The organism is Cryobacterium zhongshanensis (assembly GCF_022760445.1).
GTDB lineage: Bacteria > Actinomycetota > Actinomycetes > Actinomycetales > Microbacteriaceae > Cryobacterium > Cryobacterium algoricola.
The window spans coordinates 714699-728549 of sequence record NZ_JALGAR010000001.1; the positions used below are offsets into that span (position 1 = coordinate 714699).

13 protein-coding genes are annotated in these 13851 nt (G+C 71.3%); 8 read left to right on the forward strand and 5 right to left on the reverse strand.

Features of this window, described 5'->3' with window-relative positions; translation table 11 throughout:
- The first annotated feature begins 48 nt into the window (after nt 1-48).
- The 3 genes from MQH31_RS03365 to MQH31_RS03380 all read left to right on the forward strand — a co-directional run bounded on the left by MQH31_RS03365 (nt 49) and on the right by MQH31_RS03380 (nt 4074).
- Nucleotides 49-1806, forward strand: a complete 1758-nt coding sequence (locus MQH31_RS03365) for a DUF7059 domain-containing protein (protein ID WP_243010907.1) — start codon at nt 49-51, stop codon at nt 1804-1806.
- Between the two features lie 209 nt (nt 1807-2015).
- Nucleotides 2016-3467: a flavin monoamine oxidase family protein gene (locus MQH31_RS03375; RefSeq protein WP_279238321.1), complete on the forward strand. Its 1452-nt coding sequence runs from the start codon at nt 2016-2018 to the stop codon at nt 3465-3467.
- 343 nt (nt 3468-3810) lie between these two features.
- Nucleotides 3811-4074, forward strand: a complete 264-nt coding sequence (locus MQH31_RS03380; protein WP_134535756.1) for a hypothetical protein — start codon at nt 3811-3813, stop codon at nt 4072-4074.
- Here MQH31_RS03380 and MQH31_RS03385 read toward each other — a convergent pair.
- Together MQH31_RS03385 and MQH31_RS03390 are read right to left on the reverse strand one after the other, a co-directional pair.
- On the reverse strand, nt 4071-4892 hold the full coding sequence (locus MQH31_RS03385; RefSeq protein WP_243010908.1) for a Pr6Pr family membrane protein: 822 nt from the start codon (nt 4890-4892) through the stop codon (nt 4071-4073). The two genes, MQH31_RS03380 and MQH31_RS03385, sit on opposite strands and share 4 nt — an antisense overlap.
- A gap of 26 nt (nt 4893-4918) precedes the next feature.
- Nucleotides 4919-5185: an acylphosphatase gene (locus MQH31_RS03390; RefSeq protein WP_134535754.1), complete on the reverse strand. Its 267-nt coding sequence runs from the start codon at nt 5183-5185 to the stop codon at nt 4919-4921.
- A gap of 259 nt (nt 5186-5444) precedes the next feature.
- Between MQH31_RS03390 and MQH31_RS03395 the strand changes: the two genes are divergently transcribed.
- From MQH31_RS03395 to MQH31_RS03410, 4 genes are all read left to right on the forward strand, one after another.
- Nucleotides 5445-5876, forward strand: coding sequence for a hypothetical protein (locus MQH31_RS03395; protein ID WP_243010909.1), 432 nt, complete (start codon nt 5445-5447; stop codon nt 5874-5876).
- Between the two features lie 171 nt (nt 5877-6047).
- The gene (locus tag MQH31_RS03400) at nt 6048-6890 is read left to right on the forward strand and encodes an alpha/beta hydrolase (RefSeq protein ID WP_243010910.1); all 843 of its coding nucleotides are present in this window, start codon (nt 6048-6050) and stop codon (nt 6888-6890) included.
- Nucleotides 6891-6970: 80 nt separating this feature from the next.
- Nucleotides 6971-7834 carry a nuclease-related domain-containing protein gene (locus MQH31_RS03405; RefSeq protein WP_243010911.1) on the forward strand — a complete coding sequence of 288 codons (864 nt, stop codon included), beginning with the start codon at nt 6971-6973 and terminating at the stop codon, nt 7832-7834.
- Between the two features lie 212 nt (nt 7835-8046).
- A complete protein-coding gene (locus MQH31_RS03410; protein WP_243010912.1) occupies nt 8047-10023 on the forward strand; it encodes a protein bicaudal D homolog in 1977 nt (658 codons plus the stop codon).
- A 28-nt stretch (nt 10024-10051) separates the two neighbouring features.
- Here MQH31_RS03410 and MQH31_RS03415 read toward each other — a convergent pair whose 3' ends face one another.
- Nucleotides 10052-11404, reverse strand: coding sequence for a J domain-containing protein (locus MQH31_RS03415; RefSeq protein ID WP_243010913.1), 1353 nt, complete (start codon nt 11402-11404; stop codon nt 10052-10054).
- Complete coding sequence (locus MQH31_RS03420; RefSeq protein WP_166792685.1) at nt 11401-11895, reverse strand: hypothetical protein; 495 nt, start codon at nt 11893-11895, stop codon at nt 11401-11403. Before MQH31_RS03420 ends, MQH31_RS03415 begins: the two co-directional genes overlap by 4 nt.
- A 179-nt stretch (nt 11896-12074) precedes the next feature.
- Between MQH31_RS03420 and MQH31_RS03425 the strand changes: the two genes are divergently transcribed.
- Nucleotides 12075-12764: a hypothetical protein gene (locus MQH31_RS03425; RefSeq protein WP_243010914.1), complete on the forward strand. Its 690-nt coding sequence runs from the start codon at nt 12075-12077 to the stop codon at nt 12762-12764.
- 120 nt (nt 12765-12884) lie between these two features.
- On the opposite strand, the gene MQH31_RS03430 is transcribed toward MQH31_RS03425, so the two are convergent.
- On the reverse strand, nt 12885-13700 hold the full coding sequence (locus MQH31_RS03430) for an ice-binding family protein (RefSeq protein WP_243010915.1): 816 nt from the start codon (nt 13698-13700) through the stop codon (nt 12885-12887).
- Between the last annotated feature and the right edge of the window lie 151 nt (nt 13701-13851).

The following is a 13851-nucleotide window of genomic DNA, read 5'->3' on the forward strand; positions in this document are numbered from 1 at the left end:
GTGAGCCACGGAACCCAGACGAACCGCGCCGTGCAGTTGAATGGGGGAGTGACCCCTGCACCGAAACCCGCCGCCCTCCCCGCCCAGAGCCTCGTCCTCATCCCCCTCCTCCGGGCGGACCTCGAGGCCGCGAACTACTCCGTTGCGACGCTGAGCGGACTCTGGGGCCCCGAAGCGGATGCCGCACTCCGCCGCAACCAGCGGGTTCCCGCCCTGCGGGCACTCGCGGCCCTCCGCGCCAGGCTCGGTCGCGACGAACCCTCGGCGACCCTCGCGCAGCTCTTCGTGCTCGGACTCCCGGTCACCCGTGGCGCACTGTCGAAGGCCCTCCCGAACCTCGGGGCGGCCGGTGCCGTCACACTCGGGCTCGTCCACCCGGTCGGCGATGACGACGACGCCGCTGCCAATGCCGGCGATGACGACGATGCCGGCGAGAACGCCCTGCTCCGCCCGCTCGCCGAACTCCGCCCGTACAGCTTCGTGGACGCCCACGGCGCCGGCAGCTGGTGGATCACCTCCGACCTGGGCGAACTCGTACTCGGCCACGCGCTCGGCGAGAGCCATGTGCTCGGCGTCGGCGGGGCATCCCTCACCCTGAGCGGGCTGCTGCTGCCGAACCCGGTCGACACCGCGCTCGACCTCGGCACCGGCTGCGGAATCCAGGCCCTGCATGCCTCCCGCCACGCGCGTCGCGTCGTCGCGACCGACATCTCCGTGCGTGCGCTCGAGCTCGCGGCCCTCAACGCCGCGCTCAACGGCGTGACGAACATCGAGTTCCGGCTTGGCAGCCTGTTCGAGCCCGTCGCGGGGGAGCGCTTCGACCACATCATCTCCAACCCGCCCTTCGTGATCACACCCCGCGCCGAGGGCGTGCCGAGCTACGAGTACCGCGACGGCGGCCTCGTCGGCGACGCCCTCGTCGAGTCCGTCGTGCGCGGCGCCGCGGCGCACCTCACCCCCAACGGCGTCGCCCAGCTCCTCGGCAACTGGGAGTACCGCGCCGGCCAGGACGCCTTCGACCGCCTCGCCGGCTGGCTCGAGCCCGAGTCGGGTGCGGAGACCGGGTCCGCGGCGGCAGGGTCCGCGGCGACAGGGCCAGCGTCAGCGGATGCCCCGGGCCGGGATGACCTGGCCCGTGCGGTCTCCGGTGCCGCGGCATCCACCGCGCTCGACGCCTGGATCATCGAGCGCGAGGTGCAGTCACCCGAGCTCTACGCCGAGACGTGGATCCGTGACGGCGGCACCCGGCCGGGCACGGCCGACTTCGACCGCCTCTACGACGCCTGGCTCGACGACTTCGCGGCCCGCGGCGTGACGCAGGTCGGCTTCGGCTACCTGCTCCTCCGCCGCCCGGACGCCGACCGGCCCGCGCCCATCCCCGCCCTGCGGCGCCTCGAACGCCTGCACGGCGGACTCGGCCACAACCCCGACGGAATCGGCAGCCACCTCGCGGCCTGCCTCGCCGCCCACGACTGGCACGCGGCCCTCCCGGATGACGACCTGGTCTACGCGACCCTGACCGTTGCCTCCGACGTCACTGAGGAACGGCACTTCTGGCCCGGCCAGGAGGACCCGACCCTGCTCACCCTGCACCAGGGCGGCGGATTCGGGCGGTCGGTGTCGCTCGACACCGCGCTCGCCGCGCTCGTCGGCGCGTGCGACGGTGAACTCGCCGTCGGCGCGATCTCCGGCGCGCTCGCCGAGCTGCTCGAGGTCTCCGAGCGCGACCTCACCGCCGAACTCCTGCCGCGAGTGCGCGAGCTCCTCGACGACGGTTTTCTGCTCCCGCCCGAACTGCGCGCCTGACCCCGCCCGACTCGCCCGCGCCGGTTTCCGCAGCCCTCGCTCGTGCCCGCGCCGGTTTCGGCAAGCCGCGCCCGGAACGGCGGGAGCGGCCTGCCGAAACCGGCGCGGCGGTGGCGCACGACCGCCGGAACCGGCCCCTGCGGTAGTTTGGAAGGTACCGGATTCGTTCGGGGAGGAGGATCTGGATGACACCCGACGCGCGGAATGCCATGAAACGTCGCACCTTCCTCATCGGAGGAGTCACGGGTCTCTCGGCCCTCGTTCTCACCGCGTGCGTGTCCCCGGCCCCGCGGCCGAGCGCATCCGCCACCGCCACGCCGACCCCCGAACCGACGCCGACCGTCTCGCCCGTGCCGAAACCCGCGCAGATGCGCCGCACCTCGTGGTCGGCCGACCCCTTCGCCCGCGGCTCGTACAGCTTCGCCGCCGTCGACTCCACGCCGGAGCAGCGCACCGCGCTCGCCCAGCCCGTGCTCGACCGGGTCTTCTTCGCCGGTGAGGCGACCTCGCCCGACGCGCCGGGAACCGTGCAGGGCGGCCGCGACACCGGCCTCCGCGCGGCCCGCGAGGTCATCGCCGCCGCGGCGCCCGGCGAACGCATCGCCGTGATCGGGGCGGGCATCGCCGGGCTCAGCGCCGCGCGGTTCCTCAAGGACGCCGGGTTCGAGGTGGTCCTCGTCGAGGCCCGCGACCGCATCGGCGGCCGCATCGACACCGTCAGCGACAAGAACTGGCCGTTCCCGATCGAGCTCGGCCCCTCCTTCGTGAGCCACAGCGGCACCACCTCTCTCGACGAGGAGTTCACCCGCCTCGGCATCGCGACCGCGCCCTTCCCGAGCGCGAGCGAGACCCGCACCGACGCCGGAACCGTCGTCGCCGTGCCCGACACCGGCCAGAAGGCCGTCGCAACCGCCCTCGCCTGGGCCACGCAGCAGGCCAGCGACATGTCCGTGCAGTCGGCGCTCGACGGCTCCGGAGCGAGCAAGCTGTCCACAACGGATGCCGGTGGCGGCGTTTCCGAGGCCGACTGGCTCGCGTTCCGGGTCGCGACCGTTCTCGATATCGACGCCGGCGCATCCGTCGACCACCAGTCGGGCTGGTACACGAGCGCGGACGCCGGCGCGGACGACGAGCGGATCGTGCTCGGCGGATATGCCGGCCTGCTCACCAAGGCGGCCGAGGGGATCGACCTGCTCGACTCGAGCGTCGTCACCAAACTTGCATACCGGGACACCGGGGTGAGCCTGCGCCTCGGCACGGGGGAGTCGCTTTCCGCCGACCGGGTCATCGTCACGGTTCCGCTCGGGGTGCTCAAGTCCGGGGTGCTCGAATTCGACCCCGCACTGCCGTTCGCGCATCGCGGCGCGATCGCCGACCTCGGCATGGGAACCCTCGACAAGGTCTGGCTGCAGTTCGACGAACCGTTCTGGAGTACCGCGGCCCCGCTGTGGACCACCGTCGGCGGGGACGAGGACTTCCGGGTCTGGATCAACATGATGCCGCTCACCGGAGAGCCGGTGCTGGTTGGACTCGTCGCCGGGGACACGGCGCTCAGGCTCGCCGGGGCCGACGACGCCACGGTACTCGCCGCCGCGCTGCGCGGGCTCACCCCCTTCTACGTGCCCCCGACGCCGACCCCCACCCCGACCCCCGCCGCGTAGCACCGGCCGCAGAAGGGCCGGGATCAAACCCAGAAAGTCAATCCCGAGCATTTCTCAGTAAACGGTGTAAGCTATGCCCAATGTCTAGTCGCTGAAGATTCCCGGAGCGAGCCGGGGCTTCATGCAGGTGCGGTCCGCCGTTGTGCAGCTCCCCAAGGTTTAGTCGTTTCCGGGTTGACGTTGCCGATGGCCGCCACTCGGATGGGTTGCGTACAGCGGTGGTCACACCCAGCAATGTACACATTTCGTGCCGTCGGCCACCCGAGCGCGGTCGCGGCTCCGGTGCCCCGACCACAGTCGCGACTGCAATTCCCCTGCTTGACCGCGTGATTGATCGTGCCCCATGGAAACCCTTCTGGACCAAGAGCTGGACAGCCTGCTCGACTTCGACTCCGACCTCGCCTGCGAGGGTTCCCACCATGGCCGCGGCCTGAGCGGCCACCATCCGACCGCGCCGGGGGCGTACATGGTCATCTCGCCGTGCTGCGGCCCGAAGGTCGTGCAGTGCTCCCCGCGGGTCGTCGCCATGCAGCACTCCGGCGTGCTCTACTGCGGAGCCTGCCGCAGCGAACACCTCACCGTCGAATACACCTTCATTCCGCTCTAGCCAGTTCCGGGCTCATGCTCGTCCCGCGCCGGGAGGGGCGGGAGCGGGGGCTTGAGGCCCCGCCAGCCGCGGGAAGACCAGGTCAGCATGGCCGCGATCCCGGTGAAGAGCGCGACGGCGACCACGCAGTAGAGCACCGTCTCGAGCGGGCCGCTGACCTGCTTCGGGTCGAGGAAGAAGTACGGATACCAGCGCACCAGGGCGCCCCGGATCAGGGTGAACGCGCCCCAGATGCTCGGCACGAGCATGACCCAGGCGAGCGTCGTCCACGGCAGCCGGGCCTTGCCGGTGTCGGTGAGCCAGTCGACGAGGGCGATCCCGGGGATCCAGAAGTGCAGCAGCTGCGTCGACCACGGCACCTCCATCGTGTACGCCCGCGACGAGGACTGGATCACGATCGCGAGGAACACGATGCCCGAGACGATCATGTAGGTCGTCACGAGCAGCCGGATCCAGTCGAGCCAGGGCGGGTCGACCTCCCGACGCAGGGCGATGATCCCGGCGGCGATGAAGACCCCGACCGCGGCGATGGCGCTCTGCACGGTGAAATAGCTGAAGTAGTTGTAGACGATGAAGCTCTTGAAACCCAAGATGTAGCCGAAGTACCCGAGCAACGCGAGCACTTCGGCGCCGGCGAGCACGAGCCGGCCGATCCCGATGACCCGCCGCCGGGGGAAGCGACCGGGGGAGAGGTTCGGGGAGCGCCGCGCGGTGCGGCTCAGGGGGCGTCGGGGTGAGCCCGGGCGCGCCAGGAGAACCGCGGCGAGCGACCCGGCCGGGTCGTCGGTGCGGGCGGGACGATCTGCACGCGCGCACATGCCTCAACGCTACGCCAGCGGGCAGGTCACTCGATCCGGAAGCCGTCGTCCCCACGGTCCGGCAGGTCCTCGACGTGCACGGTGTCGACCTGCGCAGAGGGCGGCCCGCGTCGCAGCCAGTCGAGCATCCGGTCGACGGATGCTGCCGGCCCCTCCACCTGCACCTCGACCGAGCCATCCCTGTGGTTGCGCACGAATCCCGCGAGGCCGAGGCGCCGCGCTTCGGCCTGCGCGTAGTACCGGAACCCCACGGCCTGCACGATCCCGCGCACCACCGCTTGTTTGCGAACCATTCCTCCAGTGTGCCCCCGATCTCCTGTTCCCACCGCTGAGGTGGCGCACATCCTCGCGTTCCCGACCCTGAGGTGTCGCAGATCGAGGTTCCTGAACACCGCGGAGGTCGACATACGACACCTCACGGGGCTGCGGGTCGGCGCTCCCGTCGGTGCGGGCCCAGTGCTCCTGTGGCTCCCGATCTGGGGGACGCCGAAAACCGGCGCGCTTGCTACGTTGGGAGCGCCGAGCCGTTCGAGGCCCGGCACGGGGAGTCACGTGAACTGGACGTCCACAGTGACCGAGATCGCCGTGACCACACCCGCGCTGACCGCGCCCGCCGCCGACCGGCTGTACGACCTGCCCGCTGAACCGCTCGTGGTCTTCGCGGCATATTTCGCGGTCGTGCTCCTGAGCGTTGTCCTGCCGTTTGCGGTGTCCCTTGTGCTGTACGAGGTCATCCGGCTCTGGGTCGTCCGACGACGTGACCGCGCAGAGATCGACCTTCACCCACTGCTGCTCACCGTCCTCGTCGCGGTGGCACTCGGAGTCGTCGGCGTGCTGCTCCTGCAATTCGGCCTCACCGGCACCCCGCCCGGGTCTGACACGTCCGCGAACCTCGGCGGGCTCGCCCAGCGACTCCTGATCGTGTTCGTGCCCATGACCGTTCTCGTTCTCGTCCTCCGCATCCTGATCTCCCGCCGCCACTGATCGCCGCCGCCTTCCGGCCTGAACGCCGGTCCGATCGCCGGGCAGGCCGCATCCGCTGCCCGACGCGCCCACGGATGCCGACGGCCTAGACGAGGGGGACGGGTGCGGTTATCGTGCCCAGGTGACCGGCGGCCGCCGGTCGAGCAGGCCAGAACCCGAAACGGAGCCGATATGGACGCACTGACCGCACCGGAACGAGCCGAGGTCGAACGGGCGAACGAATCAGGGCGGCGTCCGGTCGTTTTCGTGCACGGGCTATGGCTGCTCTCGAGCAGCTGGGACCGCTGGCGCGGCCGCTTCGAGGCCGCCGGCTACACGACCATCGCCCCCGGCTGGCCCGACGACCCCGAGAGCATCGAGGAAGCCAAGCGGGACCCCGAGGTGTTCGCCCACAAGATGATCGCCCAGGTCACCGACCACTACCTCGACGCCATCAACGACCTCCAGATCATGCCCGCGATCGTCGGGCATTCCTTCGGCGGCCTGATCGCCCAGCGCCTGGCCGGTGAGGGCGCCTCCGACGTCACCGTCGCGATCGACTCCGCACCGTTCCGCGGCGTGTTGCCGCTGCCGGCATCCGCCCTCAAATCGGCGTCGCCGGTGCTGCTCAACCCGGCGAACGCCGGGCGGGCCGTCTCGCTCACCTTCGAGCAGTTCAGCTTCGGCTGGGCCAACGCCCTCGACACCGACGAGGCCCGCGCCCTCTACGACACCTATCACGTGGCCGCGTCGGGGGTGCCGCTGTTCCAGGCTGCGACGGCGAACCTGAACCCGTTCACCGAAGCGCGGGTCGACACGAAGAACCCCGAGCGCGGGCCGCTGCTCATCATCGCCGGGGAGGACGACAACACCGTGCCGCTCGCGATCTCGCACGCGATCTACAAGCAGCAGAAGAAGAACCCGGGGCTGACCGAGATCGTCGAGGTGCCGAACCGCGGCCACTCGCTCACGATCGACCACGGCTGGGAGGAGGTCGCCGACCTCGCCATCGACTTCGTCCAGAAGCACGAGTAGAGCGGCCAGGGGCGTCAGCACAAACGGGGTGGGGCAGCGGATGCCCCGGCTCGCTAGGATCAATCCGGGGGAGCAATCACATGGTCGGAAAAAGCACAATCGATCCGGACAGTATCGGCGACGGCCGCGTCGAAAACGAGGGCATGCGCCGCCGGTTCGCCGCCCAGGCCATCATCGACAAACTGCTCCGCCAACAGGGCGCCCACCCGCGCCGCACCCGTCTCGCCCGCTTCCTCGGCCGGTCCCCGCTCGGCGGCAATGCCCTCGGCTGGTACCGCGGCGCGCAGGGCGAACTCGCCGTCGGCGCCCTCCTCGCCCAGCTGCCGCCGGAGTGGGCGGTCTTCCACGGGCTTCCCGTCGGGGTGAACGGCTGGGACATCGACCATGTCGTCGTCGGCCCCTGCGGCGTCGTCACCATCAACACCAAGCAGCACCGCGGCCTGCCGGTGCGGGTGGCCGGCGAGGCCGTCACCGTCGGGGACCGCGCGGTGCCCTACCTCGAACACGCCGCCTTCGAGGGCGAGCGCATCGACACGCTCCTGCGGGCGTACCTCGGCTTCACCGTCCCGATCCACCCGGTGCTCGCGTTCGTCGGGCCGAAGGGCGTCGTCCACGACGGCCCGTCGAACGCGGTCACCGTGCTCGACGCCGCCGACCTCGTGTCGTGGCTCACTGCCCTGCCGCGCGTCCTCGCGCCCCTCGAACGCTTCGAAGTGATCGCGCTGCTCGACAACCCCGCGAGCTGGGCCGAAACCGTGCCGGTCGGCGCGGGAGAAGGCCTGATGGAGCGGTTCACCGTGCTCGACAACCAGATGCGCTCGGCGAGGCTCCAGCGCCTCGTCCTCGCCCCCCTCGAAGTCGTCGTCGGTCTCGGGGTCTTCGTCTATCTGGCCGCGAACCTCGGAATCGCCCTGGTCGGGGCTTTCCCCGGAGCCGGTCGCTGACTCCGCAACCTGCGAAACCGGCGGTGACCGGCCCGGAAGCGCCGCCGCCCCCGTCTGAGGTGCATCCTGCGTCATAGCGTGAGTCCCGGGTAGGCAACTCGCACACAATGCTTCATATACACCCTGTAACTTAACGAATGGAGCAATCCGCCTAGAATACTGGCGTAGCCTTATTCCCACGGCCTATCCACGGGCCCGGGGAGGAGACAGCCGTGTATACCCGCGTTGAGACCAGCTCCGCGGTGCAGCAGCTTGCGATCGGCCTTCACGACCCTGCCCGTGATCGACCCTGGGTCGTCGTCTCCTCGCCGTTCGGAACGGCCGTCCCCGAGATCGGCATCGACCAGCTCGCCACCCAGATCGGCGACGTCGCGCGCGTGTTCCTGGTGCAGACCGGCGAACTCACCCGGCAGCTCGGCGACCTGCTCCCGGCCCAGTTCCAGGTCTACGGCAGCGCCGGCCGCTCGTACCCCACCGGGCCGAACCCCTTCGCCGACCTGGCCAGGTCCCGGCTGCGCTTCACCCACGGCGATCCTCAGCACGCGACCGACCAGCTCGTCACGGATGCCCTCGCGCACGCCCACCACGCGGGTCTCTTCGCGCTCGCCCCGGCATCCGTCATCACCGTCACCGGAACCGTCAAGGGCTTCATGCTGCACGGTTCCCGCGCCCTCGTCGAACTCGACGGCGGCGGCATGGCGACCATCTGGCAGGAACTCACCTACCCGCCGGTTCCGCTGGACTGGACCCTCTCTCCGGGCCAGCGCATCCAGGGCGCCCTCGACGCCCCGACCCACCGGCTGAACGTCGAGCTCAAGCCGCCGACCACCGAGGTGATCGCCGAGCGGTACCCGCACGGCAGCGTCACCCTTGCGCTGGTGCAGAAGGTCAGCGCGCAGAAGGCCGTGCTCGCCCTGCACCCGCACCTCACCTTCACCATCACCCGCGCCGACATCTCGGCCAACCCGCGCGACCTCGTCGACACGCTCCTCTCCGAAGGCGACGTCGTCGCCGCGCGGGTCATGCACCTGCCGAGCGGCGCCCTGCACCTCGTGCTCAGCGACGTCGACGACGACGAGCCGGTGTTGCCTCCGCTCGCCGCCGTGCTCAACGGGCCGCCGTGGCTGCGCGAGAACCGCCCGCTGCTCGCGCTCGTCGAGGACGACGAGACCGCAGGGGCAGACGACCTCGTCTTCGACCCGGCCATGTCCGCAACGGGGCTGGCCGGCTTCGCCCGTGCGGCCGGCGCCGGCCTTGCCGCGGACGACCTGCACGGCGAGACCGGTCCGGCTGATGCCGATGCCGATGCCGGTGCCGGCGCCATGCGGCCATCGCCCGCCGACTTCGCCACTCCCCGTCCGACCCTGCCGCGCCCGTTCCCCGGACCCGGCCGCGTGCACGCCGTGCGCCGGCCGACGCCCGCGACCGCCGGCGCGATCCCGTTCCGGGTCGGCCCGACCCCGGCGCCGTGCGCACCGACGTCGGTGTCCGCTCTGCAGTCGACCCAGCTCTCCCTCGCCGAGGCGAAGGCGAAGATCACCCGGCTCGAGGCGCAACTCGTCGAGGCCGGAAGCACAGAGTCCGACCTCGCCCGCCTGCGCGAGCAGGCCCGTTCCGCCCAGCTGCAGCTCCGCGACGCGCTCGTCGAACTAGGCACCCTGCGCCACACCGTCGCCGAGCTCCGCGACGAGCAGCGCACCCAGAAGCGGATGCTGCGCGAGTCCCGCCGGACCGTCGTCGCCCCCGCCCCCAGCAGCGAATACGAAACCCGCCGCGCCCTCTGGGAGGATGCCACCAGCTGGGTCCGCCACGAGATCGCCCTCGCCTGGGTCGACCGGGTTCCGGAATCCGACCGCGAGGAATGGCCGCTGCCGCACAGCTACGGGCTGTCCGACCGGTTCGCGGAGTCCCTGAGCGGGCTCGACGACGGCCAGCTCGCGAAGGCGTTCAAGGCATCCGTCGACGTGCTGACCGGCCGCGTCAAGACCCTGCAGGGCCGGCACCTGCACGCCCTGCGCCAAGGCGCAGGACCCGCGGACCCGCACCTGCTGCGCTGGGACGGAGCCCGCTGCATGCGGGTGTCGATCGAGCAGAACACGCCGGCCGCGCGCCGGATGCACTTCTGGCAGAAGCCCGACGGCAGCGTCGAGCTGATCCGCATCGTCACCCACGACGACATGGAAGCCTGACCGGTCCCAGCGGATGCGCCGGGCCGGGTCAGCCGGCGCGGCGCGGGGGAGTCGGCGGGAGCGCGTTCTCCACGTAGGGGATCCAGGCCTGCGCGTCCCGGGCGAGCACGAAGTCGGCGAAGGACATCGGACTGGCCTGCGGGTCGGCGCCCGGGAGCCCGGCGGCGCCAACGGTCGGTGCCGCCGGGACGCCGGGCGTCGTCGCGGGCATCGACCCCGTCGGGGCGGAGCTGACCGGCACGAAGCCAGGAGGGACGAACGAGGCCGGCCGCTTCCGGCGCTCCTCGTGGGCCGGCGGCCGCTGCCGCTGGTCCGGCTGAACCGGAGGTCCCTGCTGTGACGACTGCTGGTCGGGCTGCTGTGACGGGGAGGGGGCCTGCGGCCCGGTGCTGTGCCGCGGCCGGGCCGGGGGAACCTCGCTGCCGGGGGCGCCCAGTTCCTGCTGCGGGTCGGCTCGGTAGAAGGCGTCGGGGTGCGGGCTGCGGCGGTTCTCCGGGAAGTTGTCGGCGTTCCGCGGGTCCCGTCGGTCCGCCGGCGCCCGGCGTCGGTCGTTCGGGTACGGCAAGCCGGCCCGGTCCGGGTCGCGGCGGTCGACGAAGGCCCGGCGCCGGTCGATCGGCAACGGCAGCGGAGCCCCGTACTGCGGGTTCGGGCGTGCGGCCGGGTTCTGCGGGTCCGGGGCCTGCGGATGCTGCTGCACCGGCGGGTACTGGAAGCTCGACGGATCGAGCGGGTTCGACGATGTGCCCGGGGCCTGGCGGGGAATCCTGCTGTCGCGCGGATCCATCGGGGTCCGCCGGACCGGGGAGGGCGGCGGCGGCACGGGTCCGCGGCGGATGTACGGGTCATCGGGTCCCCGGGTGGTCCAGCCGGCACGGGGACCGAACTGGGCCTGCGGGTTCTCGGCCGGCCGCTGTTGCTGCGGCTCGCGTGCCTCGGCGCCGCGCGGGTCGGCAGCGGCAGCGGGGCTCGCGCCGGGAGTGCCCGGCGCGGTGGACCCGGCGAAGCCCGCGGGCCCGGCGGACCCGGTCGACCCGGCACGGCCGGCCGGGGGACCGGTCTGGCCGGACGGTGCCGCGGTGCTCGTGGGAGCGGGGTTCTGGGCCGGCGCCTGCCGGGCCGCAGCGGGTGCGCGTGGCGGCCTCGGGGCATCCGTCTTCTGGATGAGCGCGGCCACCCGGTCGAGTTCGCCGTAGAGCACGTCGCGCGCGGCGGACATCCGCACGAATTCGGTGGTCGCGGCCGCGAGGGTCTCCGCGGAGGCCCCGGCGAGGAGGTCGGGGTGGTGCGCGCGCGCCTGCTTGCGGAACTGCTTGTCGATCTCGCTGCGGCTCGCGCCGGCCGGAACGTTCAGGATTCCGGCGGCGATCTCCGGGGTCATGACAGCGGGCCGAACGAGCGGAGGTACTTGTTGTAGGCGAGGCGCTGCAGGGTGTGCTTGTACTGGGGCGCGAGGGCGCGCACCCGGTCCAGCAGGCCGTCGTCGATCTCCTTGAGCCGCGAGCCCGCGCGGATGGTCAGGATCGGACCCGCGACGATCGCCGCGACGAAGACGAGGAAGAGGGCATTGTGGGTGGCTGCCAGGCCGAGGACGGTCAGAAGCAGGCCGGCGACGAAGACTCCGACGCCGATCCAGAGGGACCGCTTCGCCGGGGCGAGGTTCTCCTCCGCGAAGCGCGCCCAGCCCTCCTCCGAGCGGGTCCAGAACACCCAGCCGGGAGGCGCGGGGGAGCACCCCGGCACCGGCGTCCATCCGGAGGGCGGCTCCCAGCCCTGGTTCCCTGCGACCCAGTCAAGGGTCGGCGTGGGCCACCGCGGCGGACGCTGGAACTCCAGCGGCAACGGATCGGGGAGCGGGGGGGCGTCGGCCATAGACCCAGATTAGTGGCATCGGAGTGGGCTTCGGTCCCCTGAACGGGTGGGCTCCCGGGGGACACAACCGGATAACATCCGGGAATCGGTCCCCTAAAAAGGGGACACGGGTGTCCCGGGTATGCCACTATGTGTTCAGCATATTAATGCAGACGGCTACCCGACCCGAAAGTTCCACCATGTCCCGCTGGCTTACCCGAATTGCTGCCGTCACCGGCGTCGCCGTTCTGTCCCTTACCCTCACCTCATGCACGAGCGTTGCTGCCCTCGTCGGCTTCGCGCCGATCGATCAGGCCAGCCAGGTCTCGGCGACGGCCGCACCCACGGCCACCGCGGCGCCGCTCGTCTTCGACTCCGTGTTCACCGACATGGGCTCGATCCACCCGACGATCCAGCTCGCGCCCCAGCTGGAACTCCAGCTCGACATGTGGACGGAGCAGAAGACCCACGAGTGGTACACGGACAGCGACAAGCGTTTCTCGTTCGTGATCAGCGTCTTCGACCGTGCGCAGGCACCGGAGGCTCCGTTCGGCACCAAGCGCCACGTCTACATGTCCAACATCACGGTCACCGCGACGACGACCACGGCGAGCGGTGCGAGCACCACGCCGTTCGTGCTCAACGTGAACCCGATCGCCGCGACCCTCGACCCCGAGGCGCTCACCGGTCCCGGCGGGCTGCTCGTCACCTCGCCCAAGGGCGGCTTCCAGCTCGAGTCGAACCCCATCGGTATCCTGACGCCGGACACCTACGGCCTGACCCTCGACTTCGCGATGACGATCGCCGGTGAGGCCACGGCCGGCGGCGGCGCGACGGTCACCCAGATCGTGCACCAGGCGATCCCGGTGGCGATCTTCAAGCGCATGTAACAACTGGATTAACAAACGCCGGCGATGCACGCCGGCGCATGGAAAGGCCCGGAACGGCGAGATCGCCGCTCCGGGCCTTTCCTGTGTGCGCACCCGGTGAGCGGATGCCGCGGCGTCCGCCTACAGGGCGGGCTCGGTGACCGTGTTCTTCTGCAGGGTGACCGCGGTCTGCGACAGCAGGCGCCCGTCGACCGTCGCGCCGGTCTTCAGGGCGACGAGGGACTTGCCGAGGACGGTGCCCTCGAAGTGCGCGGTGGTGCCGACCGCGACGGAGCCGGCGGCCTGCCAGAACACGTTCTTCGCGAGCGCCCCGCCGGTGAGGGTGACCCGGGTGGCGGAGGCCTGGGTGATGTTGCCCGAGATCTGGAAGATGAACACGTCGGACGGGCCGCCGTTGAGGGTGACGTCGCTCGTGATCGTCACGCCGGTGTTCCACTTGTAGAGCCCGGGAGCCAGGGTGAGGCCGCCGATCTCGCCGGCGCCCAGGTCGATCGCGTCGGGCAGGGTGCGCCCGGCGGCATCGGTGTACGCGGTGCCCATGTCGCCGATGGCGGTCGTGAGCATGCTCGGGGCGGTGATCTCGCACGCGGGACCTGCTGCGTCCACGGAGTAGACCAGGCCGGTCACCTCCGGGCAGCTCAGGTGGATGGCGGCACCGGTGATGGGACTCGCCCCGACGTTTCCGGTGATGGCCGAGGCGTAGACATCCGTCACGCCCGTCTTGGAGAGGATCGCGAAGGTGCCGGCGAGGCCGAGCGCGACGGGCGCGCGCACGGAGCCGACCGGTACGGCGGCCGAGGCGGAGCTGGCTCCGGCGGTCGTGGCGCCGACCGTGCCGACCGCCGCGAGGGCGATCGCGACGAGGAGGACGGGCAGCCACTTCCTGGCCGGGGTGCTGGTGCTGGTTTCGGTGGTTGTCTGGACGAATGCGGTCATGGTGATTCCCTTTGTTCCCGTCAACCCGGGTCCGCGAGTACGGAGCCGGGGCAGGGCCGTCGCGAGCGGCGGTCCCCGGAGCTCCATCCGGGTTACGCTCGCTGGCGGAAGTGTGCCGGGAATGCACCTCTCCAGCCGCCGGGGCAGACGG

Excerpts from the sequence above, each read along its gene's own strand:
- MQH31_RS03375 (WP_279238321.1), top strand. The coding sequence starts at position 2,016 with ATGAAACGTCGCACCTTCCTCATCGGAGGAGTCACGGGTCTCTCGGCC.
- MQH31_RS03380 (WP_134535756.1), top strand. The coding sequence starts at position 3,811 with ATGGAAACCCTTCTGGACCAAGAGCTGGACAGCCTGCTCGACTTCGAC.
- MQH31_RS03385 (WP_243010908.1), bottom strand. The coding sequence starts at position 4,892 with ATGTGCGCGCGTGCAGATCGTCCCGCCCGCACCGACGACCCGGCCGGG.
- MQH31_RS03390 (WP_134535754.1), bottom strand. The coding sequence starts at position 5,185 with ATGGTTCGCAAACAAGCGGTGGTGCGCGGGATCGTGCAGGCCGTGGGG.
- MQH31_RS03400 (WP_243010910.1), top strand. The coding sequence starts at position 6,048 with ATGGACGCACTGACCGCACCGGAACGAGCCGAGGTCGAACGGGCGAAC.
- MQH31_RS03405 (WP_243010911.1), top strand. The coding sequence starts at position 6,971 with ATGGTCGGAAAAAGCACAATCGATCCGGACAGTATCGGCGACGGCCGC.
- MQH31_RS03415 (WP_243010913.1), bottom strand. The coding sequence starts at position 11,404 with ATGACCCCGGAGATCGCCGCCGGAATCCTGAACGTTCCGGCCGGCGCG.
- MQH31_RS03420 (WP_166792685.1), bottom strand. The coding sequence starts at position 11,895 with ATGGCCGACGCCCCCCCGCTCCCCGATCCGTTGCCGCTGGAGTTCCAG.
- MQH31_RS03425 (WP_243010914.1), top strand. The coding sequence starts at position 12,075 with ATGTCCCGCTGGCTTACCCGAATTGCTGCCGTCACCGGCGTCGCCGTT.
- MQH31_RS03430 (WP_243010915.1), bottom strand. The coding sequence starts at position 13,700 with ATGACCGCATTCGTCCAGACAACCACCGAAACCAGCACCAGCACCCCG.